This window comes from Shewanella maritima, from assembly GCF_043643735.1.
In the GTDB taxonomy this organism is placed as follows: Bacteria; Pseudomonadota; Gammaproteobacteria; order Enterobacterales; family Shewanellaceae; genus Shewanella; species Shewanella maritima_A.
Genome location: NZ_JBHZSM010000001.1, coordinates 91830 through 116089, shown reverse-complemented (window position 1 = coordinate 116089; position 24260 = coordinate 91830). Strand labels below are relative to the sequence as shown.

Annotated in this window: 10 protein-coding genes; 2 read left to right on the top strand and 8 right to left on the bottom strand. The window is 44.3% G+C overall.

Going from position 1 to position 24260, the window contains the following annotated elements; translation table 11 throughout:
* Nucleotides 1-9: 9 nt before the first annotated feature.
* The gene (locus ACHUGF_RS00445) at nt 10-1440 is read left to right on the top strand and encodes a sigma-54 interaction domain-containing protein (protein ID WP_394128799.1); all 1431 of its coding nucleotides are present in this window, start codon (nt 10-12) and stop codon (nt 1438-1440) included.
* A gap of 106 nt (nt 1441-1546) precedes the next feature.
* Here ACHUGF_RS00445 and ACHUGF_RS00440 read toward each other — a convergent pair whose 3' ends face one another.
* The gene (locus ACHUGF_RS00440) at nt 1547-2632 is read right to left on the bottom strand and encodes an acyltransferase family protein (protein WP_394128798.1); all 1086 of its coding nucleotides are present in this window, start codon (nt 2630-2632) and stop codon (nt 1547-1549) included.
* 213 nt (nt 2633-2845) lie between these two features.
* Nucleotides 2846-3214, bottom strand: coding sequence for a DoxX family protein (locus ACHUGF_RS00435; RefSeq protein WP_394128797.1), 369 nt, complete (start codon nt 3212-3214; stop codon nt 2846-2848).
* 95 nt (nt 3215-3309) lie between these two features.
* On the opposite strand from ACHUGF_RS00435, the gene ACHUGF_RS00430 reads away from it, so the two are divergent.
* Complete coding sequence (locus tag ACHUGF_RS00430) at nt 3310-4191, top strand: LysR family transcriptional regulator (protein WP_394128796.1); 882 nt, start codon at nt 3310-3312, stop codon at nt 4189-4191.
* Nucleotides 4192-4272: 81 nt separating this feature from the next.
* On the opposite strand, the gene ACHUGF_RS00425 is transcribed toward ACHUGF_RS00430, so the two are convergent.
* The 6 genes from ACHUGF_RS00425 to ACHUGF_RS00400 all read right to left on the bottom strand — a co-directional run bounded on the left by ACHUGF_RS00425 (nt 4273) and on the right by ACHUGF_RS00400 (nt 24019).
* Nucleotides 4273-4530 carry a hypothetical protein gene (locus tag ACHUGF_RS00425; protein WP_394128795.1) on the bottom strand — a complete coding sequence of 86 codons (258 nt, stop codon included), beginning with the start codon at nt 4528-4530 and terminating at the stop codon, nt 4273-4275.
* 112 nt (nt 4531-4642) lie between these two features.
* A complete protein-coding gene (pfaD, locus tag ACHUGF_RS00420) occupies nt 4643-6274 on the bottom strand; it encodes an eicosapentaenoate synthase subunit PfaD (RefSeq protein WP_394128794.1) in 1632 nt (543 codons plus the stop codon).
* A 9-nt stretch (nt 6275-6283) separates the two neighbouring features.
* Nucleotides 6284-12361: a hotdog fold thioesterase gene (locus tag ACHUGF_RS00415; RefSeq protein WP_394128793.1), complete on the bottom strand. Its 6078-nt coding sequence runs from the start codon at nt 12359-12361 to the stop codon at nt 6284-6286.
* On the bottom strand, nt 12358-14664 hold the full coding sequence (locus ACHUGF_RS00410) for a PfaB family protein (protein WP_394128792.1): 2307 nt from the start codon (nt 14662-14664) through the stop codon (nt 12358-12360). Before ACHUGF_RS00410 ends, ACHUGF_RS00415 begins: the two co-directional genes overlap by 4 nt.
* On the bottom strand, nt 14661-23150 hold the full coding sequence (locus ACHUGF_RS00405) for a phosphopantetheine-binding protein (protein WP_394128791.1): 8490 nt from the start codon (nt 23148-23150) through the stop codon (nt 14661-14663). The genes ACHUGF_RS00410 and ACHUGF_RS00405 overlap by 4 nt, the downstream gene beginning before the upstream one ends.
* The gene (locus ACHUGF_RS00400) at nt 23147-24019 is read right to left on the bottom strand and encodes a transcriptional regulator (RefSeq protein WP_394128790.1); all 873 of its coding nucleotides are present in this window, start codon (nt 24017-24019) and stop codon (nt 23147-23149) included. Before ACHUGF_RS00400 ends, ACHUGF_RS00405 begins: the two co-directional genes overlap by 4 nt.
* Between the last annotated feature and the right edge of the window lie 241 nt (nt 24020-24260).

Below are 24260 nucleotides of genomic sequence, written 5' to 3'. Positions count from 1 at the left end.
GCCTTCTGAATGATGCAAATAGAACAAAAAATATTAGTTGTCGGTACTCCATCAGAGCGCATTTCCCGTCTTTGTTGTATTTTTGAGTTTCTAGGTGAGCAGTGCGAAATTGTTTCTCCAGAAAAACAACTTGAAATGGTGGAAGAAGCTCGATACCGTGCTGTGGTCATCTCTACTGATGTCTTTGACAAAGATTCCATTAAAAACCTGTCTTTGATTGCCCCTTGGCAACCAATTCTCTTGTATGGCAGTGAGTTAGTTAACTCGTCAAATATATTAGGCTCGATTGAAGAGCCATTAAATTATGGCCAACTAACTGAACTTCTCCATTTCTGCCAAGTTTTTGGTCAAGCGAAGAAAACTCAAACACCAGTCAGTGCAAATCAAACCAAATTATTTCGAAGCTTAGTTGGTCGTAGTGAAGGTATTGCCAATGTGCGTCATTTGATCAGTCAAGTAGCAGGATCAGATGCATCTGTGTTGATCTTAGGCCAATCAGGAACGGGTAAAGAGGTTGTAGCACGTAATATTCATTATCTTTCAGAGCGAAAAGATGGGCCGTTTATCCCTGTTAACTGCGGCGCTATACCGCCTGAGTTACTTGAAAGTGAGCTATTTGGTCACGAAAAGGGATCATTTACCGGTGCGATTTCCTCACGTAAGGGCCGGTTTGAGTTAGCAGAAGGTGGCACGCTGTTTCTTGATGAAATTGGTGATATGCCGCTGCAAATGCAAGTTAAGCTGTTACGTGTACTGCAAGAACGTGTTTTCGAACGTGTTGGTGGAACTAAAACCATTTCTACTAATGTGCGTGTCGTTGCAGCTACTCATCGTGAATTAGAAGGCATGATTGAACGTAATGAGTTCCGTGAGGATTTATATTATCGTTTAAATGTTTTTCCAATCGATATGCCAACCCTTAGTGAACGTAATGAAGACATTCCGTTATTGCTGCAAGAGTTGGTCAGCCGCGTATTTAATGAGGGACGAGGCAAAGTTCGTTTTACTCAACGTGCAATTGAATCATTAAAAGAACATACCTGGTCAGGCAATGTACGAGAGTTATCTAATTTAGTTGAACGTCTCACAATTCTATACCCAGGTGGTTTAGTTGATGTGAATGACTTGCCCCTTAAGTACAGACATATTGATGTCCCTGAGTACTGCGTTGAGGTAAGTGAAGAGCAACTTGAGCGAGACGCATTAGCATCGATTTTCACTGATGATGAACCGATTGAAATACCTGAAAGTCGCTTCCCAACAGAGTTACCACCGGAAGGGGTTAACTTAAAAGATTTATTGGCAGAGCTTGAAATAGACATGATCAGACAAGCTTTAGATCAGCAAGACAGTGTGGTTGCCCGTGCTGCAGAAATGCTGGGAATTCGCCGCACTACGTTAGTGGAAAAAATGCGCAAGTACGGTTTAAGCAAAGACTAGATTATATGCATTAAGTCTTCATTATTTTTGATTGAACGATTCATACTAATAAAAAGCGCACAACAGTGCGCTTTTTTGTACTTTACATATCTATTTTCTCGACCATTTACCAACCAATTAAATACCGACTGCGCTTATTCATCAGCCGCTTTATAGTGATAGCAATAACATAGGATATGGCAATGACGACAAAGGTGACTAACAAAGTGCTGATGAGGTTTCCTTGGTTGTCCATATGAAGTAAGTCGGGGCTATCAAATATCATCCACCACGGCGTTGTGATCCAAGGGTGAATAAAGTAAATCGCAAAGCTGACATCAGCTAGTTTTTGTAACGGTTTGATTTGCACATGTTCAAATTTATTCAAAATAGCCAATATGACTAATGCCAGTAACATTTTCTGAGGCAACATCAAGTCAGGTACGGTTAACTCAAATGCCGCTTTATTGAGTGTTCCCGCGCCAAAATAGTGGGCTTGAATGATAGCTAATGCAATTGCAGTGACGAGCATCGCCAGCCAGTACTTATTGATGAACGGGAATAGTTTATTTTTATTTTCGCTGCTCCACACTCCGAACAAATATACCGGTAAAAAATACACCAAAGATTGAATGGCATTGAGGTTGGCGAGCGGGCGGTGGATGATCATGGCTGCAATAAACAACGGAATGGCTATTAATAGTAATTGTTGTTTCTTTAGTAGGTGCATAACCCACGGTGCGAGAGCAAAAAGCATCATTCCCATGGGGATGTACCAATATGCTGTTAACGTTCTGCCCGTGATGACATACCAATTCGCAATACTCATGGGATGTGTTAGTTCAGTGTAGTTCAGGTGCATCTGCGGCGTTGTACCTGCTGTGATATGCCACACAATCCAGGGAATAGAGAGCAATAAATAGGGGAGAAAAACAAACTTAGTTTTGTTTGTCATGTACTTTCTATAATCCAAACGGTGGGAAAATACGTGATGAAATAAAAAGCCAGAAATAAACACAAAGAACACAGTGCCATTCATCATTAAGTTGAACCAGGCTTTATCGGCCAGTGTTTCTACCTGCCAACCCGCTGGACGATAGCAGTGAGCCATCACAATAAAGATAATCGCAATGCCTCGAAAATGGTTAATACTATTTAAAAATGCTTTTTTAGGTTTTGGTGCACTATTGGCAGGTTGATTAACGGGCTTCACTACAGACACTTCCTTTTAGTCAATGTGATAGAGCACTTGTATGAGATAGTGCCATTAAAACATTTATACATTAAGAGTGTAAGTCAATAAGTAACATGCTACAAAATTGAGTTGTGCAGTCCATTGGTATCATTGTCATACTTAATTAATCGAAACTAAGTAATTTTTATTTTTTAATTAGTTAGTTCTGTAACTAGGCCTGAAGTTTCAGGTTTAACTGTGAGTTATTGTGCTGATATATGGCAAAGCTACTACTAAAGATAAGCCAAATGTTATGATTGATGGCACTGCATCTTTCCAAGTATCAAATCGAAAATGAAAGTACATTGCGCCAATAGATGTCAAAATGAAAAAGCCCGCACCTATAGCAATTAACAATTGCTCTTGTATGCACATACCCGATAACATTATCAAAGCACCAAATGCTTCCATTGCGCCAACTATAAACATTGCAGTACGATTAAGTCCATATCGTTTAAAGAACGCTAACTGTAGCGTGAACACCTTATTGATCCAGCCAAACATCTTGATGGAACTCGCAAACAAGAAGAAAAAAACTAAAACACTTTGAATAATTAACATGGTTGCCTCCCTAATGAATATGTGTATTTAACCATTCTAATATGGGTTGAAAAAGGCTAGAATTTGACTAACTATAATTCCAAAATGGAATGGATATGGATAAGTTTGAATGTCTTAAAGTGTTCATTCGGGTGGCACACCATAAAAGCTTTACTTCAACTGCAATAGAGCTAAATACAACCCAAAGTGCCGTGAGCAAGAAAATAGCTTGGTTAGAAAAGCAAGTTGGAGTGACATTATTCCACCGGCATACTCGGGCAATTAATCTCACTAAGGGCGGAGAGCAATACTTAGGCATTGCAGTAAAGCTTACTGATGAACTTGATTTATTTGAGTCTCAGCTTCGACTGGAACAAGTTTCTGTTACTGGGGAGTTGAAGTTATCTGTGCCAAGTGCTTTTAGTATTAAGATGCTATCTAAACCTCTGCATGAATTTATGAAAATTCACCCAGACATATCCGTAGATATTTCTGTGTCCGATAAATTCGTTGATTTGGTTGATGAAGACGTCGACATTGCTATTAGAGCAACTTATTTGGACGATTCAGGCTTAAGAGCTAAATGGTTAATGGACAATGAACTCGTTGTCTTTGCTTCACCTGATTACTTAGCCACACAACCTGAAATCACACATCCCAATGAACTAATCAATCACCATTGTTTAACTTACTCGTTATCTAATCCGTCGAATATATGGCGTTTTAATCTGGGGAAAGAAGCGTTAACTGTGAAAGTTCATGAGAAGATGAGGAGTGATAGCCCAGAGTTACTGGTGCAAATGGCAAAGTTGGGTCGAGGTATTGCGGCCATGCCAAGTTGGATGGTAGAAAATGAGTTACAATCCGGGCAGCTAATTAGACTGTTTGAGCAATATAATGCTATGAAGCTGCCAATGTACCTGCTTTATAAGAATAGTGAATTCCTGCCAAAGCGTATAAGGGTTTTTGTCGACTTCTTAGGGGAATACTTCAGATAACAGCCTTGATAATCAGCAATAAAAAAGCACCTCAAATAGGTGCCTTAAATCATCATGTGAAATTGCTAAGCAGTATTTGCTCTACTTCAACATAGCCACTGCTTCAACGTCTAATTCAATGTCAGTACAGCCTTTTTTGCAGTAGATACCCGGTGCTTTATCAATAGGCTTGGCATTTTTGTCATTGGGCGGCAGCAAAAGTGTCAAAGGTTGTTTGCACTCACTACATTGTGCACTATTACCTTTCATCATTCGCTTGATCAAATTTTTGTGTTGGTTAAACGACGCAAGCGTGGTGTCGTTAATCACTGAAAAATCGATTTTTTGAGTATCGCTCATTCAAATTACCTTGTATATGGCAGTGCATTTGCACTGCCATTAGTGTGTTACTTAACGGTTGATACAGCCTATGTTAACCCATAATGCTCGTTTCGGTAATCAAGTCACTTGATTAATTTATCTGATCTTGTGGCTGCCAGCGTTGCATTGAAACCGGCAATACAATGCCTTGTGCTGTGAGCAGATTAACACGAGCCTGATAGGCAGCACCGTGCATCAGGTGCTTGGCTAAGTCTACTGCATGGCGTTGACGGTAATCATCTAGATAGCTGCCTTTTGCCCATTCGTTGAACGCACCTAGTGCTGGACCTGCCCAAATTTGGTAATCCATTTCACGGCCTGCTTCACCAGAATTAGACCAACGACTTGATAAGCCCAAGTACCAGCGGAAAATCAGCGCCATCTTACGCTTAGGGTTACCTTCGGCGCGCTCGATTTGTTTAGGATCGCGTTCATTAAAGTGCGCCACTGTGCCAGCCCAAATGTCATCAAGGCTTGAGCGGAAGACTTGTTTTTCCAGCTTTTCACGCTCTTCAGCAGGGATGGCTTCAATCGACTCATAACGAGTGTAAATCTCATAAAGCTTATTAGCACGCATTGGAAAAAGCGTACCGCGCTTAACCACTTGTAGCTTAACGCCCATCTCGAACATATCAGCAGCTGGTGCCATGGTGACATCGGCCATTTCAGTGGTAGCAAGTAGTTTACGCGTGTGTTCACTGGCGCCTGCTTCAACACAAGCTTGGTTGATTGAGCCTGTCACAATGTATGCTGCGCCCATATTAAAGGTTGCTAGTGCTGCATCAGGGGTTCCGACACCGCCGCCACAACCGACTCGAATAGGCGTTTTATATTGGTACTGTGCTTGAATTTTGTCTTTAAGCGCCAAAATTGTTGGTAATAGCGTGACTAACGGACGGTTATCAGTATGGCCGCCAGAATCGGCTTCTGCAGTCACGTCATCAGCCATTGGCACTAATTGGGCGAGCTCCATTTGCTCTGGGGTAATCAAGCCTTCATCAACAAGCTTTTGCAGCATTTTTGCAGGTGCTGGTTGCATAAATTTACTGGCTACCTCTGTGCGACTGACCTTAGCGATAACCTTGTTAGCAATGACGACTTCACCGTGTGAGTCACGACTTAATCCTGCGGCGCGGTAATAAACAATTTGCGGGGTTAAACCTAAAAATGCAGAAGCTTCTACCGTGCGCACTTTATGTTTTAAAAACAGCTCAACACTGCCACGTTCTAGCGCTGGCTCACTTGGGCTGTGAATTAAATTAAACATGTATGGGCCATTTGGCAATGCTGCTTGAATGCGGTTAATGGCTTGCTCAACACGTGATGGAATGAGTCCCGCAGCGCCGAACGAGCATAAAATGCCCGCTTGACCCAGTGCGATAACGAGCTCTTCTGATGAAATACCGTTAGCCATGGCGCCAGCATAATAAGCGTATTTAACCCCATGAACACGGCGGAAGTTACTGTCACCTAAACTTTGGGTACCTAATGCGGGGGCAAATGCACTAACAGGCAGCGATGCTGTAGCAGGGGCTTGTTGATTATTAATAACTTGTGCCTGATTAGACACGCCTAAACCTTGCTCAGGAGAATTAATCAGGTAGCAAGGTTGGCTTAAATCTTTTAAATGCTTAGCCATTTGCGCTTGTTCAAAGCTCGCCTGAGTCGGGGCAACTTGCCAAGGCCAAGGAGATAATTGTTCGTTATGAGTGCTAATTGTCATGTTTGTTCTTTATGCCTCTTCGATACAGATAGCGATATCTTTTACTTCGTAAATGCGTAACCCGTCTTTACTGAGGTTTGCGTCACCTACGATGATGCGTTTGCCGTTTTCATCTTTGACTGCACTGATGTGCACATCTAACGACATTTGCTTATTCAATGGGTTAATTTGGCCACGGTACTTCCATTTGATGTCAGATAAAATCTGGCCAAATTTCGGATTAGTGAAACCTTTACCTAGGTCTTTGCTGATGGCGTAAGTTTGCATTAACTCGATAATGGCTTCAACGCCTAATGAACCTGGCATCACGGGATCTTGATGGAAATGGAATTGGAAGAACCAATCACTTGGGTCAATGGTGCGAGATGCCGACAAGTAACCTAAGCCATTTTTACCACCTTTATCAACGATTTCAGCTTTGTCGATAAAGTTAAGTTGACCGCCAGCTAAGCGATAATGTGGTTGGTTCGCGGGAGCATGGAACACGCGAGATTGCTTATCAAGTAAATCAACAGTGATATCAGCAGCAACGTTATTTTCAACATGCCATGGTTGAGTGATACGGCCGTTATCAATACCTAACTGGTTTTTAAGCGCATCGCCTTTAAAGTAGCCAAATACCGCACTGCCTTTGTAGAAGGGCTCTCCGTCAACACTTAAATCAAATGTGAAGCTTTGAATGATGTTGCTGCCAGCAATAACGGTTGATAATAGCTTTGAATCGTTAACAATGGTTTTGCCACGTAAATCAACATCACGTAATAGTTCACCACTACCGTCTAAGTTACGGAAGAATAACTCTTCACCAGGGAAGCCTAATGTGGTGCCCATGTAGCCTGAAATAAAGCCGTTAGGTTGCAATGAAATTTCCATCAACACTGAATAAGGCATGACCGAGGCGTGGCTGTTATTAGCGAAATACCATGCATCAGTTGGCACTTCATATTCTGCGATACACGATGACGGCTTCTTCAATTCGCCACGTTTACCTTGAATATCAACAATCCGAGTCGTTAGCTGTAAATCGCCACATGGTGTGCGCGGTGGAATGAAACCACGGTAAATATTAAAGTCCGGCCCAAAGCAGTTTTCAATGTTGCCAGTGGCAAATTCGAACATGTGATACGCCGTGAATGGCAGGGTATCAGGAGTACGATTTGGATAATCTGGAATTATCGGCGCTTCAACATGTTGCAGTGGGATAACGCCTTTATTGGTTGGGGCATTCAAATCAGGCAGTTGAGCCATGAGTGGCGCATTGATTGAAGCCGCTGGGAATAGAATATTATTGGTTGCTGAATTAACTCGTTCAGCAGAGGTATCAACAACTGGCGTATCATTAAGGTAGCGAGTACATTCGCTTTCTTCTTTGATCATGACACCTAAGTTTTGGAAGTCGACAACCGCTTTTCCGTTAAGCAAAATATCAATGTTGGCTTTGGCATATGGGCGGGGGTGAATGCCAATTTCAGTGATTTCCATCCGGTAAGTCAGTTCACCGTGTTGCGGTAGAACTTGACCACGACAACGCACTTTTTGTGAAGCATTTTCAAGTGGTTGGAAGCGACCATTGTTAACTAGCGTGTGCATACCAATGTGCAGCATAAAGAATTGCAGTAATTGACCACAACCCTCAGCCATTAATGAACCGGCCATCACTTGGTCACCTTTAAAGTGACATGGGAAATACCAATGATCAGGTGCCAGTTGCTTATGACCTTCAATAAAGCCTAAGCCCCATGCGCCGCCATGAACATCAAGGTTGCCTACTTGCTCAATCATCAAGAACTTTTCAGACGCAAAACATAGTGAATCTTGCTTACCTGCAGCTTGTTGATGCTTATGATGTTCGCCCGCGAAACAGTCACCAATATCTGCATTTAGCAAATGATGGATTTGGCCATAATCAAACTCAGTTTGAGCGCAATGCAATAATGGCTCAAAACGAGGCTTATTAGGATTGTTTAGCGCAGTTTCGCGCAGTTTAATCTCATCGTCGGTACGAATAACGCCTTTACCGTCATCCAATTCTTGGTCGGTAAAGAAGCCTGCACAGCCGCCGTCCATTTTCAGGATCATCTTGTCGCCAACAAAACACTCATACGAGAAGAAGAATAGTAAGGTGTCGCCATTCTTAGCGAAGTTATTAATCTTGATGTCGTAGCGCAGTGTGTCACCGCCGCGTGGTAAGTCATCTAAGAAGGTTAAGGTACAGTCAAGTAAGCGATAAACACGTTCACCTTTGTTTTCAAAATCAATGCCTAAGTAGCTGATCAACATTAAATCACATTGACCAGATTCAACGGCGACCGCCCACGGAATTTGACCATCGACAAGGTACGGCGCATCTTCAGGGATGTCGTACTCTGTTGTCATGCTGCACGGTTTATACTGATTCATGGTCGCATCGAGTTTAGTTACGCGAGATACTAACAAATAATCAGTGGTCGGTAGGCGAACACGGCGCGAGTAGTTATCAATCACAGCGTAATCAGGGCCGAATACCTTAGCGATATCGCCTTCAGCGTATTCAACTAAATCAGCGTAATTCCAAATACATGGCTTATCAGCAGGAGTAGGCGCTGTGTAAGGTGGCACGCAGGCATGGTTTGGACGCTTAACAGGGGCTTGTGGCGCTTGTGATGTCAGTGGCTGCGCTAACACATTTGCAGCTTGCACTGTCACATTAGCTGCAGGCATAGGTTGTGTGAAACCACTCTGGGGTTGCCCATTGGTTTGAGCAAGCTGTTGTTTTAAGAGTGCATCAGCCACTTTTAAACCTTGTTCACGGCTGTTTAAAAATGCTAATTGCGCTTTATGTGCTAACCATTGATTTTGCTCGAAAGCCGTTAAATGTGCTGGTGGCACTTGGTTTGCTGCTGTGAAGTTTGCTGTCGTCACGTTAGCTTTAACGTTGGCATTAGCTTTGGCATTAGCTTTGGCATTAGGCGCTGCAGCTTTAGGAGCTGGATTGAACTGGGTAGAACGATCTGAAAACGGCATAGAAGTCTCTGTTGTCATAGCGTTATTCTTGTCGAACATTGGCGTTAAAGGAGTCTGTTCTGGAGACACAAACTGATCTCGCTCAAGCATGTTCGTCGTTGTATTGGTTGCGGCAGGGATAAGATTTGCCGTTTTAGCGCGAATACTGTCGATGTCAGCCAATGGCGTATCGACAATATGCTGATAAATGTCACGTCCACCTAAGCTCACTTGCTTAACAAGGCTGAGTTTTTTAGCGGTTTGCTGCCCAATATCAGTATTAATTCGATTGTTTAAAGCCGAGATTTGTTCAGCTATTTGACTCAGCAGCAACTGTGAACACTGGTTCTCACTGAGTGTGGCGACAATGGTATTTAAGGGCTGAAGCGTTTGGGCTGAATGCGCATCTTGTTGTTGATTGAGCAGTCCGTGCAGCAAGCTTGCCATTCCTGAAGCGGCAAAAGTATGGCCGATACAAGACTTGGCTTGAGTTGTTGCAGACTGACTGTAAAGTTGAGATAGCGCTTGCGCTGAATCAATATGGGTTAAGTCTGGCGCTTGATTTAGCTCTAGCATGCCGATATCACTTGTCGATAAGCCTGCAGGGGTGAGTAATTCATCACTCATGGCTTCAAGTTGGCTGATGTGACCAAATGATAAGCTGTTGATTGTAGCGTAGCTGTTTAACGCCCCATGGCAGTTGATGGAGTCACTGCTGCTTCGTTCTGCTGAACCTGATATCGCCGCTAGTGGTGTGTCTACTGCACCAAGTGCTTGATGAATTAAATCTAGCGGTTCAGAGTCAGTCGCTGTTTGGTTGGCAACCTGCAGTACTATCGCACCTGCACCTTCACCAATACTGAGCGGATGTTGTTGACCCGTTTTAGCTAGACTTGCCGTTTTCAGGACGATATTTTCAATACTGCCAGATAAATCAACTGCTGCGATGATCACGGCATCTAGCGGCTCTTGACGTGATTCCATGGCCAATAGGTTTTGCGCCACATCAATACAACGATTTACCGACTGCTCGCCTGCTGAAATCGTAAAGGCTGGGCCATTAAAGTCCCATAACGATGAGATCCGCGACGCCATAATATTACCAATAAAGCTAGTGTATTGGTTCAGCTTGGCCGCATCTAAAACACTGTCCATCGCAAGGGTTTCGAGGGCTTGGTACTCATCGTCAGATAGGCTGACACCGTGCGCATTTAAGCTAGCTGCGATTTGAGTATGCAAATTAACTCGCCCACGGAACTGATGCAGTTCAAGCTCGGTTTCCATTGCAACCAGTACAGCGACTTTGCTGCCAGATGCAAGTTTGGCATCATGAATCGCTTCGTCTGCAACTTTCATCAACAATAACTGCTGCGAGATCAGGCGGTCGTCTTCATTAGGTGGCACTTTAAAACGCAAGAAGTCAAAATCAAACTGATCAATATAAGCCCCTGTTGGCGGTGTTTGCGCCAAACCAAGCTGCTGCAATAACTCAGGATGTTTATCTAAGCCTTTCCAGCGTTTTGTCGGTAGCGGAGTAAACGCCGTTTGTTGCTGGTTTATTGCATTGGCAAAACGGTTAATATTATTCAGCGGCCCAAAGTGTGATGCCATGCCAGTAATATGCATAGGCAACTGTGCATTAATGGTATTAGCAGCTGGAGCTGTTGAAGTTTGTCCGTGATATGACTCAATCAATAAGTGGGCATTACAACCACCAAAGCCAAATACTGATACACCAGCATGACGAGCACGATTGCCCGCTTTATCAGGCCAAGGCAATACATCATTAGGTAATGTAGCAGGGCCAAACATCTGATTTGGTGATGTAATTGGCGAACTAATGTTGATACTGGGTGGCAACATGCCTTGGCGCATGGCAAAAATCATTTTCATGATCCCAGGCATACCTGCAGCCGTCAGCAAATGACCTAAATTTGATTTAGCTGAGCCAATCAATGGCGTATGGCTACCATTGAGTTTGTCGCTAAAAAAACGTTCCATCGAGGTCAGCTCAACTTTATCACCCAGCGGTGTGCCAGTGGCATGACACTCGATGACCTCAATATTATCAGGGCCGAAATGTTCATCATGCATGGCTGCATCTGCATAGGCACGCTCAAAGGCTTTGACTTGACCATCACTGTTTGGGCTCAGTACAAATTGACCTTTACCATCGTTGGATAAGCCAATGCCGCTGACAAGTGCATAAATATGGTCGCCATCACGCTCAGCATCTTCAAGACGTTTGAGTACCAAAACGCCAGCACCTTCACCTGCAAATAACCCTTTTGAATTACTATCAAAAGGCGCAGAAATGCCATGGTCTGGGTAAGCATGGAAGATAGAAAAGCCCATGTTAATAAAGAAGGGATCTGCGCCTGAAACCGCACCAGCAAGCATCATGTCAGCTTTGCCTGTATGCAAGTAATCACAAGCCAGCTTTAATGAGTAAACTGAGCTCGCGCACGCGGCATCAAGGCTGAGTTGTGCTGCGCCTAACCCAAGGGCATCGGCCACCAGTTTTGATGCATTATGTGCAATGGCGCCATTAGACAAAGAGGCTGGCGTTGTTTGCTCGCTATAACCTTCACTATCAAAAGGCTGCAATGTGAAACTGGGTTGTTGCAGCTTATCTTGTAGCGCTTTTTCAACGGCGCTGTGATAAATCGGCACAAACAATTCGTTAGATTTTGCCGTTGGGAACGACAAGGTACCCATGACAATACCAGTGCGATTTAATACCGCATTATCTTGACTGTTAGTGATATCCACACCAGCATCATTGAGTGCTTTGCGCGCTGTGTCTGTTGCCCATAAAAAACTGTCGTCAAGACCATTAAACTGCGCAGCTGGAATACGGTAGCCATTGGCATCAAAACTAAAGTCTTGAATGTAGCCACCTTTGTCACAATAAAAACGGTCAGACTGGCCTTGAACACCTTGAAAATCTGCAGGGTTTGCATTGAGCTTTTGCTGACTAATGGTGCTGCGAGAGTCTTTTTTATCTAATAAATTTTGCCAGAACTTTGCTGGTGTATCAGCATCGGGGTACTGAGTGGCTAAACCTACGATGGCAATTTTGGGAACGTTTGATTGAGAACTCAAGATTGTTCTCCTTCTAATTGAGGGGCCAACATATTGTCTGTGTGGTGATTACTTCGTTTTTCTGCCGCCAATGTTGTCGTCAGTAAACTCGACAAGGTCGCAATAAGATAATCGAGCGAAATTGGGGCTTTATGAGTAATCAGTTGAGCAATACATTTAAGCAGCGCCGTTTGATCATCGCCTTTTGCATTCACTGAAATGGCTTGGCATGTTTGCACTATTTCAGAGGTGCGAGAGATTTTGTCAATCAGTGTTGTCGTTTGTCTGTCAGCGCCGATTTCGACAAAAAGCGAGGCGCCCAATTGACGTGCATTATTGACTAATTGTGTAAAATCTAACGGCTGACAAAAGGTATCGGCAATGGATGCTGCAATCGCTTCACTGGTTAAATTAATCGGCAATTGGCTGGCAGCGCTGATAAATTTAATTTGGCTTGCGAAAGGTGCAATAACATCTTGCTCATGTAAAGGCTGCTGATAAAACGCTTGAACATTATCGCGAATAAGCATTGCAGGTGTAGTGTGCATTGCTGTGACACGATTTGCTGAAATGCCACGTTTACCGATTTGTTTCAATAAGGCTTTACAGCTTTGCTCACAACCCGCTAATACACAGGTATCACCTTGTATAATCGCTAAATAAGCGCGAGGGTAATCGGCAAGCACGGCTTCTATTTCAGTCGGCGCAGCACGCACAACAAAGCTATTCCAAACAATATCTTCACCCTGTTCGAGTTGCCATGCTTGACGGACGCAGTCGAGTCGGCCCGAAATATCAGAGGTGAAAATACTGTTAGTTTGAGTGGCTTCAATCATATTGTGAGGCGTTTTCCAGACATTAAGGCTGGCCCACATTGATGCTTCACCCATAGAGTAGCCCATTGCAAAATGAGGCTTAATGGCAAAGTGTTCGGTAAGCACTTTGGTCAAGATATAACTTGCGCCAACCCCTGCAATAGCAAGCTCGCCTAAACTCATGTCTGAGGTTTTGGCATTTTCTGCATAAATACAATCAGCTTGAAGCATGGCTTTAACATCGCCATCACGTTCAAGTTGAGCAAACAGAGCGGGGAAGTACTGTGGCAGTTGTGCAAACATTTGCGGATAAACCGTGCCCACACCCGGATACACAAAACACACGCCGCTGCGACCAAGAGCTTCATGCTGAGTGATGGTTAGACAACTCCCCGAAGGCGTTTTGTACTCAAGTTCATTTATCGATCCAGAGGTGTCATCACTTGCTGTGCTGATTTTGGCTAACATGGCTTCAATTTCTGCGATTGCAGTGACTACAGAGTTGGCCATGATAACGGCAGACAAGGGTTTGGTTTGATCAAATGTCTTTAAGTAGTTGAGCATTAAAGAGATAACATGGCGAGGCTTGTTTTGAAGCTGCTGGTTGTCTAATTGATTGCTCTGTTGCTGATTAAGCGTGTTGAGCGCCGCCAATAGTTCAAGCAAAGATTGGGTCATGCAAGCAGAGGTGTCGGCTGCTAGGGGGAAGAATAGTCTGTTTTCATCAAGCATCGAGCTGGCCTGCGCCAGTTCAGTACCTTGAACAAAAACGGCAGCATGTTGCTTGCCATTTTCAGTAAAGTTAAAGCTAGCAACACGGTTTTGGTGCATTTTGGTAAACCAATATTTGGCATTGGCTTGGTTGCTATTGCTCTGCTTGAGGCTATTCGCATCTGCGCCTGAAATGGCATGACTATTATCGCTAGTGACAGTAGGCATTTTACTGTCAGGTAAACGACGTGCAGCAATACGGCTTATCAACATGACAAGCTGAGTAAACTTGTCTTTATAACAAGTTAACTCAGTGACATCGACCAAGGTAGGAGTAATGTGCTCACGTTTAGCTTGTGCTAAGGCGCTTTGCATTGCGCATTGCATATCATCAGCTTCTCCCAAACCCGTTAAATAGGCGTGGGGATGACAGCGATGCTTAGCCGCCACAATGGCTGGCATCATCAATACTCGATACGGTATTGCTGGATGGCTCAGTAACACAGTATGTTGCTGCTCAATATGGGCAATCGCTTGGGCAAAATAATCACTAAAGCTAAGCGTTTGTTGGCTTGCTGTAGCAAGGTTATCTATGCCAGCATCTAAGCTTGATACATCAATTTCAAGGTCAATGGCAGACTCGCCAATGACCTGCGCTAATGAACACGGTTTTATGGCTGCAAATATGTCATCAGCATTTTGTGCTGGTGCGAGTGATGTTTGATCATTCGCGACCAGTTTTAAGGCTATACGCATACTGTTGATTGCAGCCGTTTTTGCAGTCAGTTGAATGCTCACACAGACTCCTGCAAGTCAGCAATTGCTTTTGCAGGGGCAAGAAATGCCTCATTTAAGCTTTTGCTAATTGTTGTTTTTGCACTGCTCATAGTGCAACTCAAGCGACCATCTTGATGGTAAAGTGCAATGTCAGCTGTTAACGAACGGCTGGTACTCTTAAGCACATTCAACACCAAGTAACCTTTATCGCCTGATGCAAATGGTGCATAAGTCGTTAACTTACCAATAGTCGACGGCAAGCTTGCTGCATCATGCTTAATACGCGCCCACACTAACATGGCTTGTAAAAGTAAGTCTTCAGCAAAAGCCTGACTGCCACCTAACGCTAGTTGCGGTGTAAAGCTTGCGCAATCTAAAGCATTAATTTGAGGCAACTCAACAGAACAAACCAATTGTTCATCGTTGGCAATTAACAACTGCTTTATTCCTTGTAGGCGAGGGCCATGGAATAAACTGCCATTGCTATACAATTCACTATCAGTGCTAATGACTTTGTCTGAGTTTGCTAATTGCTGCGCATTTTTTGCTGCTGTTGGTAGCGTGGTTGAAACCGCTTCTTTAGCAACTTTCTCATTAATAACCTTCTCATTAACAATCAGGTTTGCTTGATACTGAGGTCTTAGCAAGCTATCAATGGCGTCACTTTGCATACGACTAGCAATCAGTGCTTTTAAGCCTGATTCAGTTTGCGTCAATGTCAGCGTTAATACTTGTGGCTCTTTAGTCTCGAAAATAATGCCTTTCAGCAATTTATAATCTTGAACCGTCACAGGCAGACCACACAATTGTTGCGCTGTTTCACGCATCCATTGTATAGCGCATACTGTTGGCAGTACTGGATTACCCGCGATGCAATGATCTTCAAGGAAGGGCATTGCAACTGGGTTTAGTACACGTTCAACAGTAACCGCGTTGTTGACAACACGGTTAGCAGGAGTAGTAAAAGAAAGAATCAGCGAACCCTCGGCATTAAGCGAAGAGTCCGCATTAAGCTTTTTTACAGCTGCGCCTGTTTTATCTGCTGAGCTTGAGCCCTGCATACTTGAACCAATTAATAGCTGTACGCCCGACTCAGACAATAGGCTGTGAGCAAACAAGTTTGCGCCTTTATCGAGTGGAATAACGTATACGCCGCGCTCAACAAACATTTTCTTCAATGCTGAACTGACCATTCCGCCATCCCAAGGGCCCCAGTTAAAGCTCATGACTTTAGCTTGCGGGTAGTTAGCTGCAAGTTGAAGTGCTGTCTTGTTGAGGATCTCATTAGACATTGAGTAGTCGCTTTGGCCAGTATTGCCATAGAAACCGGCTGCTGATGAGAACATAGCAACCAGTTTTAACTTGCTTGCATCAATCGCATTGATGATGCCAGCAAAGCCCGACACTTTAGTGCCATAGACACGGCCTAACTCAGCTAAGGTTTTGTCTTGAATGTGTTTATCAGCGAGTACACCCGCGCCATGAATGATGCCTGTAATCGGTTTAAGGCCAGCAAGAGATTGCTTGATGGCGGTATCTGAGCTGACATCCATGCTGATGTATTCAGCACTTGCACCGACAGCTTTAAATGCTGCTAATGAGCGATCAATTTCTAAACTGCTGGTAATCGGCCAAACTAAGGCATCAATTTGCTTAGGTGTTGGCTTGTTACCTTGAGATTGAATAAAACCAATCGCAGCAGCTTTTAACTGACTTGTGTTTACTTCACTAACGTTAGGCGCAGCCGCTATGACACTCTTTGCCCACTGAGGTAAATCACCCGCTAAGTGCTCACTGCGACCAGCAAGGATAAAGTGTGACTGTGTTTGTTTGGCAAGGGTAAGGGCACATTCAAATGTCACACCTTTAGCGCCACCAGTCACCAATACATTATCTTCGCTGTTTAAAGATGTGCTTTGGTAACGGATTTGAGCAGCTGTCGTTGCAGATAAAGTATGACGACCTTGGTCGCTAATACCCACTTCAGCAGTTGCTGTATCAACATCAAATAACTCTGCAATAACGGCTTGTGCTAATTCTACAGCCTCAAAGCTTGGGGTAATATCCAATGCTCTACAGAACACGGTTGGCCATTCATGACTAAGTGTTTTCGTTAAGCCAGACAATGCCGCTTGGTTGAGCTCTGCTTTTGCGAGCTCGTTACTGTTTAAGTAACCAAAACCACCATCAATGCGACTAACGGTCATAAAGCTTATGCGCTCAGTTTTAGCCAGCTCAGCAAATGATTTTTGAAGGTGTTTAGCCATCAAGAAAGCTTGCTCTACAGCTACAAAACCAGCATCACTTAAAGGCAAAGCGCCTTGTGCTGTTAGTTGAGGTTGTAGGTGAACAAAACCGGCAATCTTATGTTGCTTGCTAATTTGAGCAATAACATCGCTAATCGCGTCGTCATTGACCGCTGGTAAAGTGAAGCTGGCAATATCACTGCTTAGCGGTGATTGCGCAGATGTCACTGACTCAGGGCTACGAATAACGGCGACGGTTAGGCCTGTTGCTACTAATTTTTCAGCTAAAACACCTGCGTTATGGCCGTCATCATTGATAACGATACAGGCGTCTTTTGAAAAACCGTCAACTAACTTATCCGCCGCTGGTAGCTTTTTTAGCGCAACTTCCTGATGAGGAGGTAAGTCAGTTGCTAACTCAGCTGTGGCAAGTGAAGTGTCTGCTGAGCTTAGCGTTGGCTGAGAGCCTTCAGCTGCACTTGTTGAGAGTTTAGAGCCTTCAGCAGGTAGCTTAGAGTTCATGTAGCTAACGATTTCACCTAGGGTGCGACACTCTGCTAAATCTTCAGGATTTAATTCAGGTAAGCCCGGAAGCTCGTCTTGAACCGTTCCTAAAATTTCAACACGCTTGATTGAATCGATGCCTAAATCCGCTTCCATATCCATGCTCAATTCAAGCATTTCAGTTGGGTAACCGGTTTTTTCAGCAACCACAGTCATCATGGTGCTTTGTACTTGCTCTGCTGTTAATGCTGACGCGGCGCTCAAGGCTGTTTCAGCGGTTGAGGCAGCTACTTGAGCAGCGCCTGCTGCGGCCTGTGTATTAGCGCCTTCAGCAGGTAGCTTAGTGTTCATAGCGCCTGCGGCCGGTAGTTTACTCCCCATATAAGATACGATTTCACCTAGTGTACGACACTCAGCTAAATCTTCTGGGTTAAGTTCTGGTAGCGTCGGAAGTTCATCTTGAACTGTACCTAAGATCTCAACACGTTTGATTGAATCGATGCCTAAATCCGCTTCCATATCCATGCTTAGCTCAAGCATTTCAGTTGGGTAACCGGTTTTTTCAGCAACTACAGTCATCATCGTGCTTTGTACTTCTTGTGCGCTTAAACCTGATGCTTGTGTTAAAGGTGCAGCAGCCCCTGCGGCGGCCTGTGTATTAGCTCCTTCAGCAGGAAGCTTAGTGTTCATAGCGCCTGCTGCGGGTAGTTTACTACCCATATAGCTAACGATTTCGCCAAGGGTACGACATTCAGCTAAATCTTCAGGACTTAGCTCTGGCAGTGTTGGCAGTTCGTCTTGAACAGTACCTAAGATCTCAACACGTTTGATTGAATCGATACCTAAATCCGCTTCCATATCCATGCTTAGTTCAAGCATTTCAGTTGGGTAACCGGTCTTTTCAGCAACGACTGTCATCATAGTGCTTTGAACTTGCTCTGCGCTCAGGGCTGTTTGTGCACTTAAACCAGAAGCTTGAGCAACTGGAGCTACAACGGCTGTGCTGTTCATAGCGCCTGCAGCGGCCTGTGTATTAGCGCCTGCAGCTGAAGTTGTAGGTAGCTTAGAGTTCATGTAGTCAACAATTTCGCCTAGTGTACGACACTCTGCTAAATCTTCTGGGTTAAGCTCTGGTAGCGTTGGCAGTTCGTCTTGAACAGTACCTAGAATTTCAACTCGCTTGATTGAATCGATGCCTAAATCCGCTTCCATATCCATGCTGAGTTCAAGCATTTCAGTTGGGTAACCGGTTTTCTCAGCAACCACTTCTAGCATTGTATTCAGAACTGTTTCAGCGCTAAGGCCTGATGCAGCTTGAACTGGCGCAGTTTGGGTTTGAGCTACTTCAGCTGCACTTGCAGGAAGTTTAGAGTTCATGTAGTCAACAATTTCGCCCAGTGTACGACACTCAGCTAAATCTTCAGGGCTTAGCTCTGGCAGTGTTGGTAGTTCGTCTTGAACAGTACCTAAGATCTCAACTCGTTTGATTGAATCGATGCCTAAATCCGCTTCCATATCCATGCTGAGTTCAAGCATTTCAGTTGGGTAACCGGTCTTTTCAGCAACGACTGCTAGCATGGTATTCAGAACTGTTTCAGCGCTAAGGCCTGGTGCTGTAGCCGAAGACTGAACTGGTGATGCAACTGGGGCAGAACCTGCAGCGGGTAGCTTAGTGCCTTCAGCGTCACTTGTAGGAAGCTTAGCGCCTGCAGCGGGTAGCTTAGAGTTCATGTAGTCAACGATTTCACCAAGAGTACGACACTCGGCTAAATCTTCAGGGCTTAGCTCTGGCAGTGTTGGTAGTTCGTCTTGAACAGTACCTAAGATCTCAACTCGTTTAATTGAGTCGATGCCTAAATCAGCTTCCATATCCATGCTGAGTTCAAGCATTTCGGTTGGGTAACCGGTTTTTTCAGCAACGACTTCTAACATAGTATCCAGAACTTTTTGTGAGCTCAGGGCTGTTTGCGCGCTCAGAGCTGTTCCAGCGCTTAAGCCTGCAGGAGTAGGAGCTACAGGCGCACTTATTACAGGAGCGGCTACAGGAGTCGGTGCTTTAACTGGTTCAACACGTGGGGCTGGAGCGGCCATCGCAGCTGGTTGAGCTACAGGTGTGGCTTTTACTACTGGCGTGTTTTCGACAGGAGTTTGTACAGGAGGTGCTACTTTCACCGCTTCAACTACTGGTGAATTAACGTCTGGCGTATTAACAACTGGTGCATTAACAACAGGAGCTGTAACAGGTGTTTGACCCGTTAGCATGTTTAATGCATTTTGGCTTGCCTGAGCTTGCTGCTCTAAAAACAGGGTGTGACTTTGTAGCGTTTGCGCTTGATGCTGATGGAATAACTCAATCGAGCGTTGCAAGCTTTCTGGAATGGCTTGGCCTGCAGCAACCATTTTACTTTGCTCTGCCATCAAGTGAGTAAAGGTGTCACCGTATTGTTGTGGAATGGCCAAGAATTGTTGATGCAGTTCAGCGGCTTGTTGCTGTGCATTAAAAAACGCATCTAAGGTGCTAGCCGTTTGCGGTGCAACATGCGATTGGGCTAATTGAGGCTGAGCAATGTTGGCTGATGTTGATGTTCCAGAGGCTACTTCAACGTATTCAGTTTTAATGACTTCTTTTTCCACGATTTTCTCTACTACTTTTTCAACAGGTTTTTCGATAACTTTCTCAACAATTGTTTCGACAACTTGAGAGGTTACTTGGCCTGTTGCTAGTGATTTTTCCATCTTGGCACGAGTAGGTGCACTGATGTGGTTGGTTGCATTGAGTTTAACGTTCATGCCTTTTGGTACAGCAGGAGCTGCAATTTCAGCTTGATAAGGGTCAATGCTTGAGAGTGGCGCACCTAAAACGCTAAGTTGCATAGCTGCAACACGAAGTTGCATATCACTGTTGCCCTTAGGGTTTGGATTGATACTGATAACGGATATCGCTTCAGCTTTATTACCTAGGGTTGCTTCAACCAGTTTTTGCAGAATGTTCTTAGGTCCGAACTCAACGAATACACGCGCACCAGCATCATACATATTGTTCAGTTGGTCAGTGAAACGCACTGATTGCAACATGTGCTGTTTGAACGCCGCTTTAATTGATTTAGCGTCACTTGAGTGTTTGTCACCAGTGGCATTTGAGAACAAGTCGACTTTGCTCGCTGTGAACTTAGCTTTATCAATGGCTTTAGCAAATGGCTTTTGCGCATGCCCCACAAGTGGTGTGTGGAAGGCGCCAGAAACAGGTAGCGCGATAGCTTTAAAGCCTAGCGCTGCAATGGCTTTAGCTGCATCGGCGCAACTTTGTGTTGGGCCAGCAATAACAAGCTGAGTGGCTGAGTTGTAGTTAGCCACCTTAACGCCTTCAAACTCGCTAATACAGCTTTCTAGCTTAGCGATGTTATCGCTATTTGCGGCATCATTTTCATCAGCTGGCAAGATAATGGCGTACATGGTGCCTTTATCTAATTCATTGCCGTCTTTATCAACTGCTGATGCTGCCATTGCAGCGCCGCGAGCATATGAAAGTTGGTAGTAGTCATCATTAGAAATAACGCCAGCAGCGCAAAGAGCTGAAAGTTCACCAAAGCTGTGACCTGCAAACATATCAGCGCTAAAACCTGATTGTGTGAACAGTTGATATTGACTCATGCTCATCACACCAATCGCGCTTTGCGCATTATCAGTACTAGTGAGTAAAGCAGCTTGAGCGTCTTTATCTGCTTTTTCAAATGCCGGAATAGGGAACATCACTTGCGATAATGGCGTTTTATCAAAGCTTGCAAATACCTTGTCGGCTTTGATTAATTGCTGGCGCATTTCAGGGAAGTGACAAGCAACATCAATACCCATGTTGACGTACTGAGAACCTTGTCCTGCAAATAATGCTGCTACTTTCGGTGCGTTAGCCGCTTTTTTACCTTTAGTCGTCTTTTGGTTTGCATTAATCGTGATGAGCGCAGATGAGCGATAGCTCGTACCTGATGGTAGTTGCCATGCTTCGGCGTCGTTACTTAGCTGCTTTAACGCTAAACCAAGTTGAGCGGTTAATTCATTAAGGCTTGAGATCACAAGACCCAAACGGGCTGCTGAAGTATCTAAAGTGCGAACAGCATATAGTTTAGCAATGCGGGCAAGTTCAGCTTGTTCGATGCTGCTGTTATCTGTGCCTTTAAGCGCGCTGATTTCAGCGTTAAGCTTGTTGATTTCTGCAATGAGCTCAGCTTTATTGTCAGCGCTAATCAATAAGCTTTGTGCGACTTGGCGCTGACGATATTTATCATCACGGCTGTGCTCAGGGCTGTATTCTTCTAATACTAAATGGAAGTTAGTTCCACCAAACCCAAACGAGCTAATACCCGCTCGGCGTGGTGTGCCATCAGGGCGAGGCATCCAAGGGCGAGTTTCAGTGTTAATGAAAAACGGTGAATCCTCTACATTAAGCTTAGGGTTAGGCTTTGAGACGTTAATGGTTGGCGGCAGCACTTTATGATGCAGTGCTAATGCCGCTTTAATCACACCCGCGGTCCCCGCTGTGGATTTAGTATGGCCCACTTGCGACTTAACAGAACCTAAAGCAATGTGTTGCTTGGTTGAGTCATTTTCACCAAATACCGATTTAAGACCATTAAATTCTGCCACATCACCCGCTGCAGTGCCTGTTCCGTGAGCTTCAATTAAGCCAACGGTTTCAGGTGCAAAACCTGCGTCATCATAAGCACGCTTCAGCGCTTTAGCTTGGCCTTCAGGTCGAGGTGCATAAATTGATTTGAACTTACCATCAGATGACGCGCCGACACCTTTAATGACTGAGTAAATACGGTCACCGTCACGCTCAGCATCTTCAAGACGTTTTAATGCCACCATGCCAATGCCTTCACCAATCATCATGCCTTTTGAGTCGATATCAAATGGCTGAATGGTTTCATTGGTGGTAAACGCTGGGGTTTTTGAAAAACTCATGTACATCGATGGCGAGTTATCGGTACATACGCCACCAGTGATCATCATTTCACTGCGGCCTTCAACCAGTTCGGTTAACGCCATACGCATTGCCGCAAGTGAACCTGCACATGCTGCATCAACCACACAGTTCATACCGCCTAAGTCAAAGCGGTTAGCAATACGACCAGCAATAACATTACCAAGCGATCCTGGGAACGAGTTTTCTTCCCAGTGAATGTATTGGTCTTGGAACTTTTTGATAAGCATGTCGCTGTCGGCATCGCTTAGGCCGCTGCTTTTAAATACTTTTTTAAGCACAGGGTATTGCAGACGTGCTGTTAGGCTGGCATTAATTTTTTGGCCACCGCCCACACCTAAAGTAATACCGATTTTATCAGTGTCATATTCAGAAGTGACACCAGCATCTGCTAGCACTTCTTTGGCAATCACTAATGACAATAATTGCGAAGTATCGGTCAGTTCTAGGATATTTGGCGGCAGGCCAAATTCCATTGGGTTAAAGTCCACTTCAGGGATAAAACCACCGCGTTTACAGTAGCTCTTATCTGGCGTGCTCTTGTCAGCATCAAAGTAATCTTCAGCGCGCCAGTGGGTATCAGGTACTTCGGTAATAGCATCAATTTTTTCGCTGATTAAGTCCCAAAACTTATTCAGGTAACGAGAGTTGGCGAAGATACTGGCCATGCCGACAATGGCAATGGGCATGTCTTTAAGACGTTTATTCAGTCTTGTATCTTGCGACTCGTTATTATCTTGAGAGTTTGTCTCAGGATTTGTAGGGGCTTGGCTCATTTTGAGTCTCCAGTGTTCAGCTGATCCTTAGCTGATTTATTTATTTGGTTTGCCGCTTCCGTAGATTGTAAAACTGTTGCGCCAGGAAAGCGGGCTAAAAAGGTGTGGTAATTTTTGACTAATAACTTACGTAAATGAAACGGGCCGTGCTTTAACACATAAGCGATATAACGATTTGTCGCTTGTGTGTGATTGTCTTGATATATGTCGAGATACACCCAGTCGGTTGCAAAGTCGACACCGAGTAAAATGGAATAACTGTCTGCTTGAGTGAGTTGAGGTGGAATCGTTAACGATACAACCTGTACAACGTTATCTGGTGTCGCTTCAGGTAATGCAAGGGTTTTAGCGAGTGTTTCAGGGTTCAGTGTATATGTCGCTACATCTGTACCCTGAACAATAGGCAGCTGATTAAAATAACGCTCAGGCACATGAGGGCTTTCAAATTCATCTAGTTTTGATATGCCGTAGCGCTTTAAACATCGGGCTAAACCAGAGCGAGAGACGTTAGGGTTGATAAATTGTTGTGTGACGTGAAGCAATCTATCCAGTGACATTTTTAATTGATAACGAAGTCCCACAACCACGTATTCTTCCATTGGTGAAAGAGTGGTTTTCAAATGATGCGGAGTATTGGGCGTATCAATGATTGAGTCGCGATTGCGCCACTTTCTGACAGTGGATTGTGAGATATTAAGAATCTTAGCCAATTGACTAACACTGAAATCGGAAGTCTGAATAAATTGACGCATTTCAGGAGTCGTTGTTGCATTGCGATGGCGAACAGGGGCCATCGCAACATCGGATTCTGATGTGGCTTTCTTAGCGGCTGTTTGAGTTACAGCGTGAGCTTTTCTATTTGCGGTCATTTAAGGACTGCCATAGTTCGATGAATACTCCGTATAATCTGTTGGGACTCGGTATAAAAACGTGAAGATTAACGTTTGTTCATCTTCAAAATTAGCGTTTTAGCACAATCGAGCATGCAGAGTACCTGAGGTTTCGGGTCGATACAATCACCCGAAACTAATTAATCACTGATATGACCAGGATCAGCTGACACTTGTAAGCTGAATGGGTGGTTTTGTTATAAAAAACGTTGCTGATGTA

Coding starts and splice junctions, on each gene's coding strand:
- ACHUGF_RS00400 (WP_394128790.1), bottom strand. CDS start 24,019: ATGACCGCAAATAGAAAAGCTCACGCTGTAACTCAAACAGCCGCTAAG.
- ACHUGF_RS00445 (WP_394128799.1), top strand. CDS start 10: ATGATGCAAATAGAACAAAAAATATTAGTTGTCGGTACTCCATCAGAG.
- ACHUGF_RS00405 (WP_394128791.1), bottom strand. CDS start 23,150: ATGAGCCAAGCCCCTACAAATCCTGAGACAAACTCTCAAGATAATAAC.
- ACHUGF_RS00435 (WP_394128797.1), bottom strand. CDS start 3,214: ATGTTAATTATTCAAAGTGTTTTAGTTTTTTTCTTCTTGTTTGCGAGT.
- pfaD (WP_394128794.1), bottom strand. CDS start 6,274: ATGACAATTAGCACTCATAACGAACAATTATCTCCTTGGCCTTGGCAA.
- ACHUGF_RS00425 (WP_394128795.1), bottom strand. CDS start 4,530: ATGAGCGATACTCAAAAAATCGATTTTTCAGTGATTAACGACACCACG.
- ACHUGF_RS00430 (WP_394128796.1), top strand. CDS start 3,310: ATGGATAAGTTTGAATGTCTTAAAGTGTTCATTCGGGTGGCACACCAT.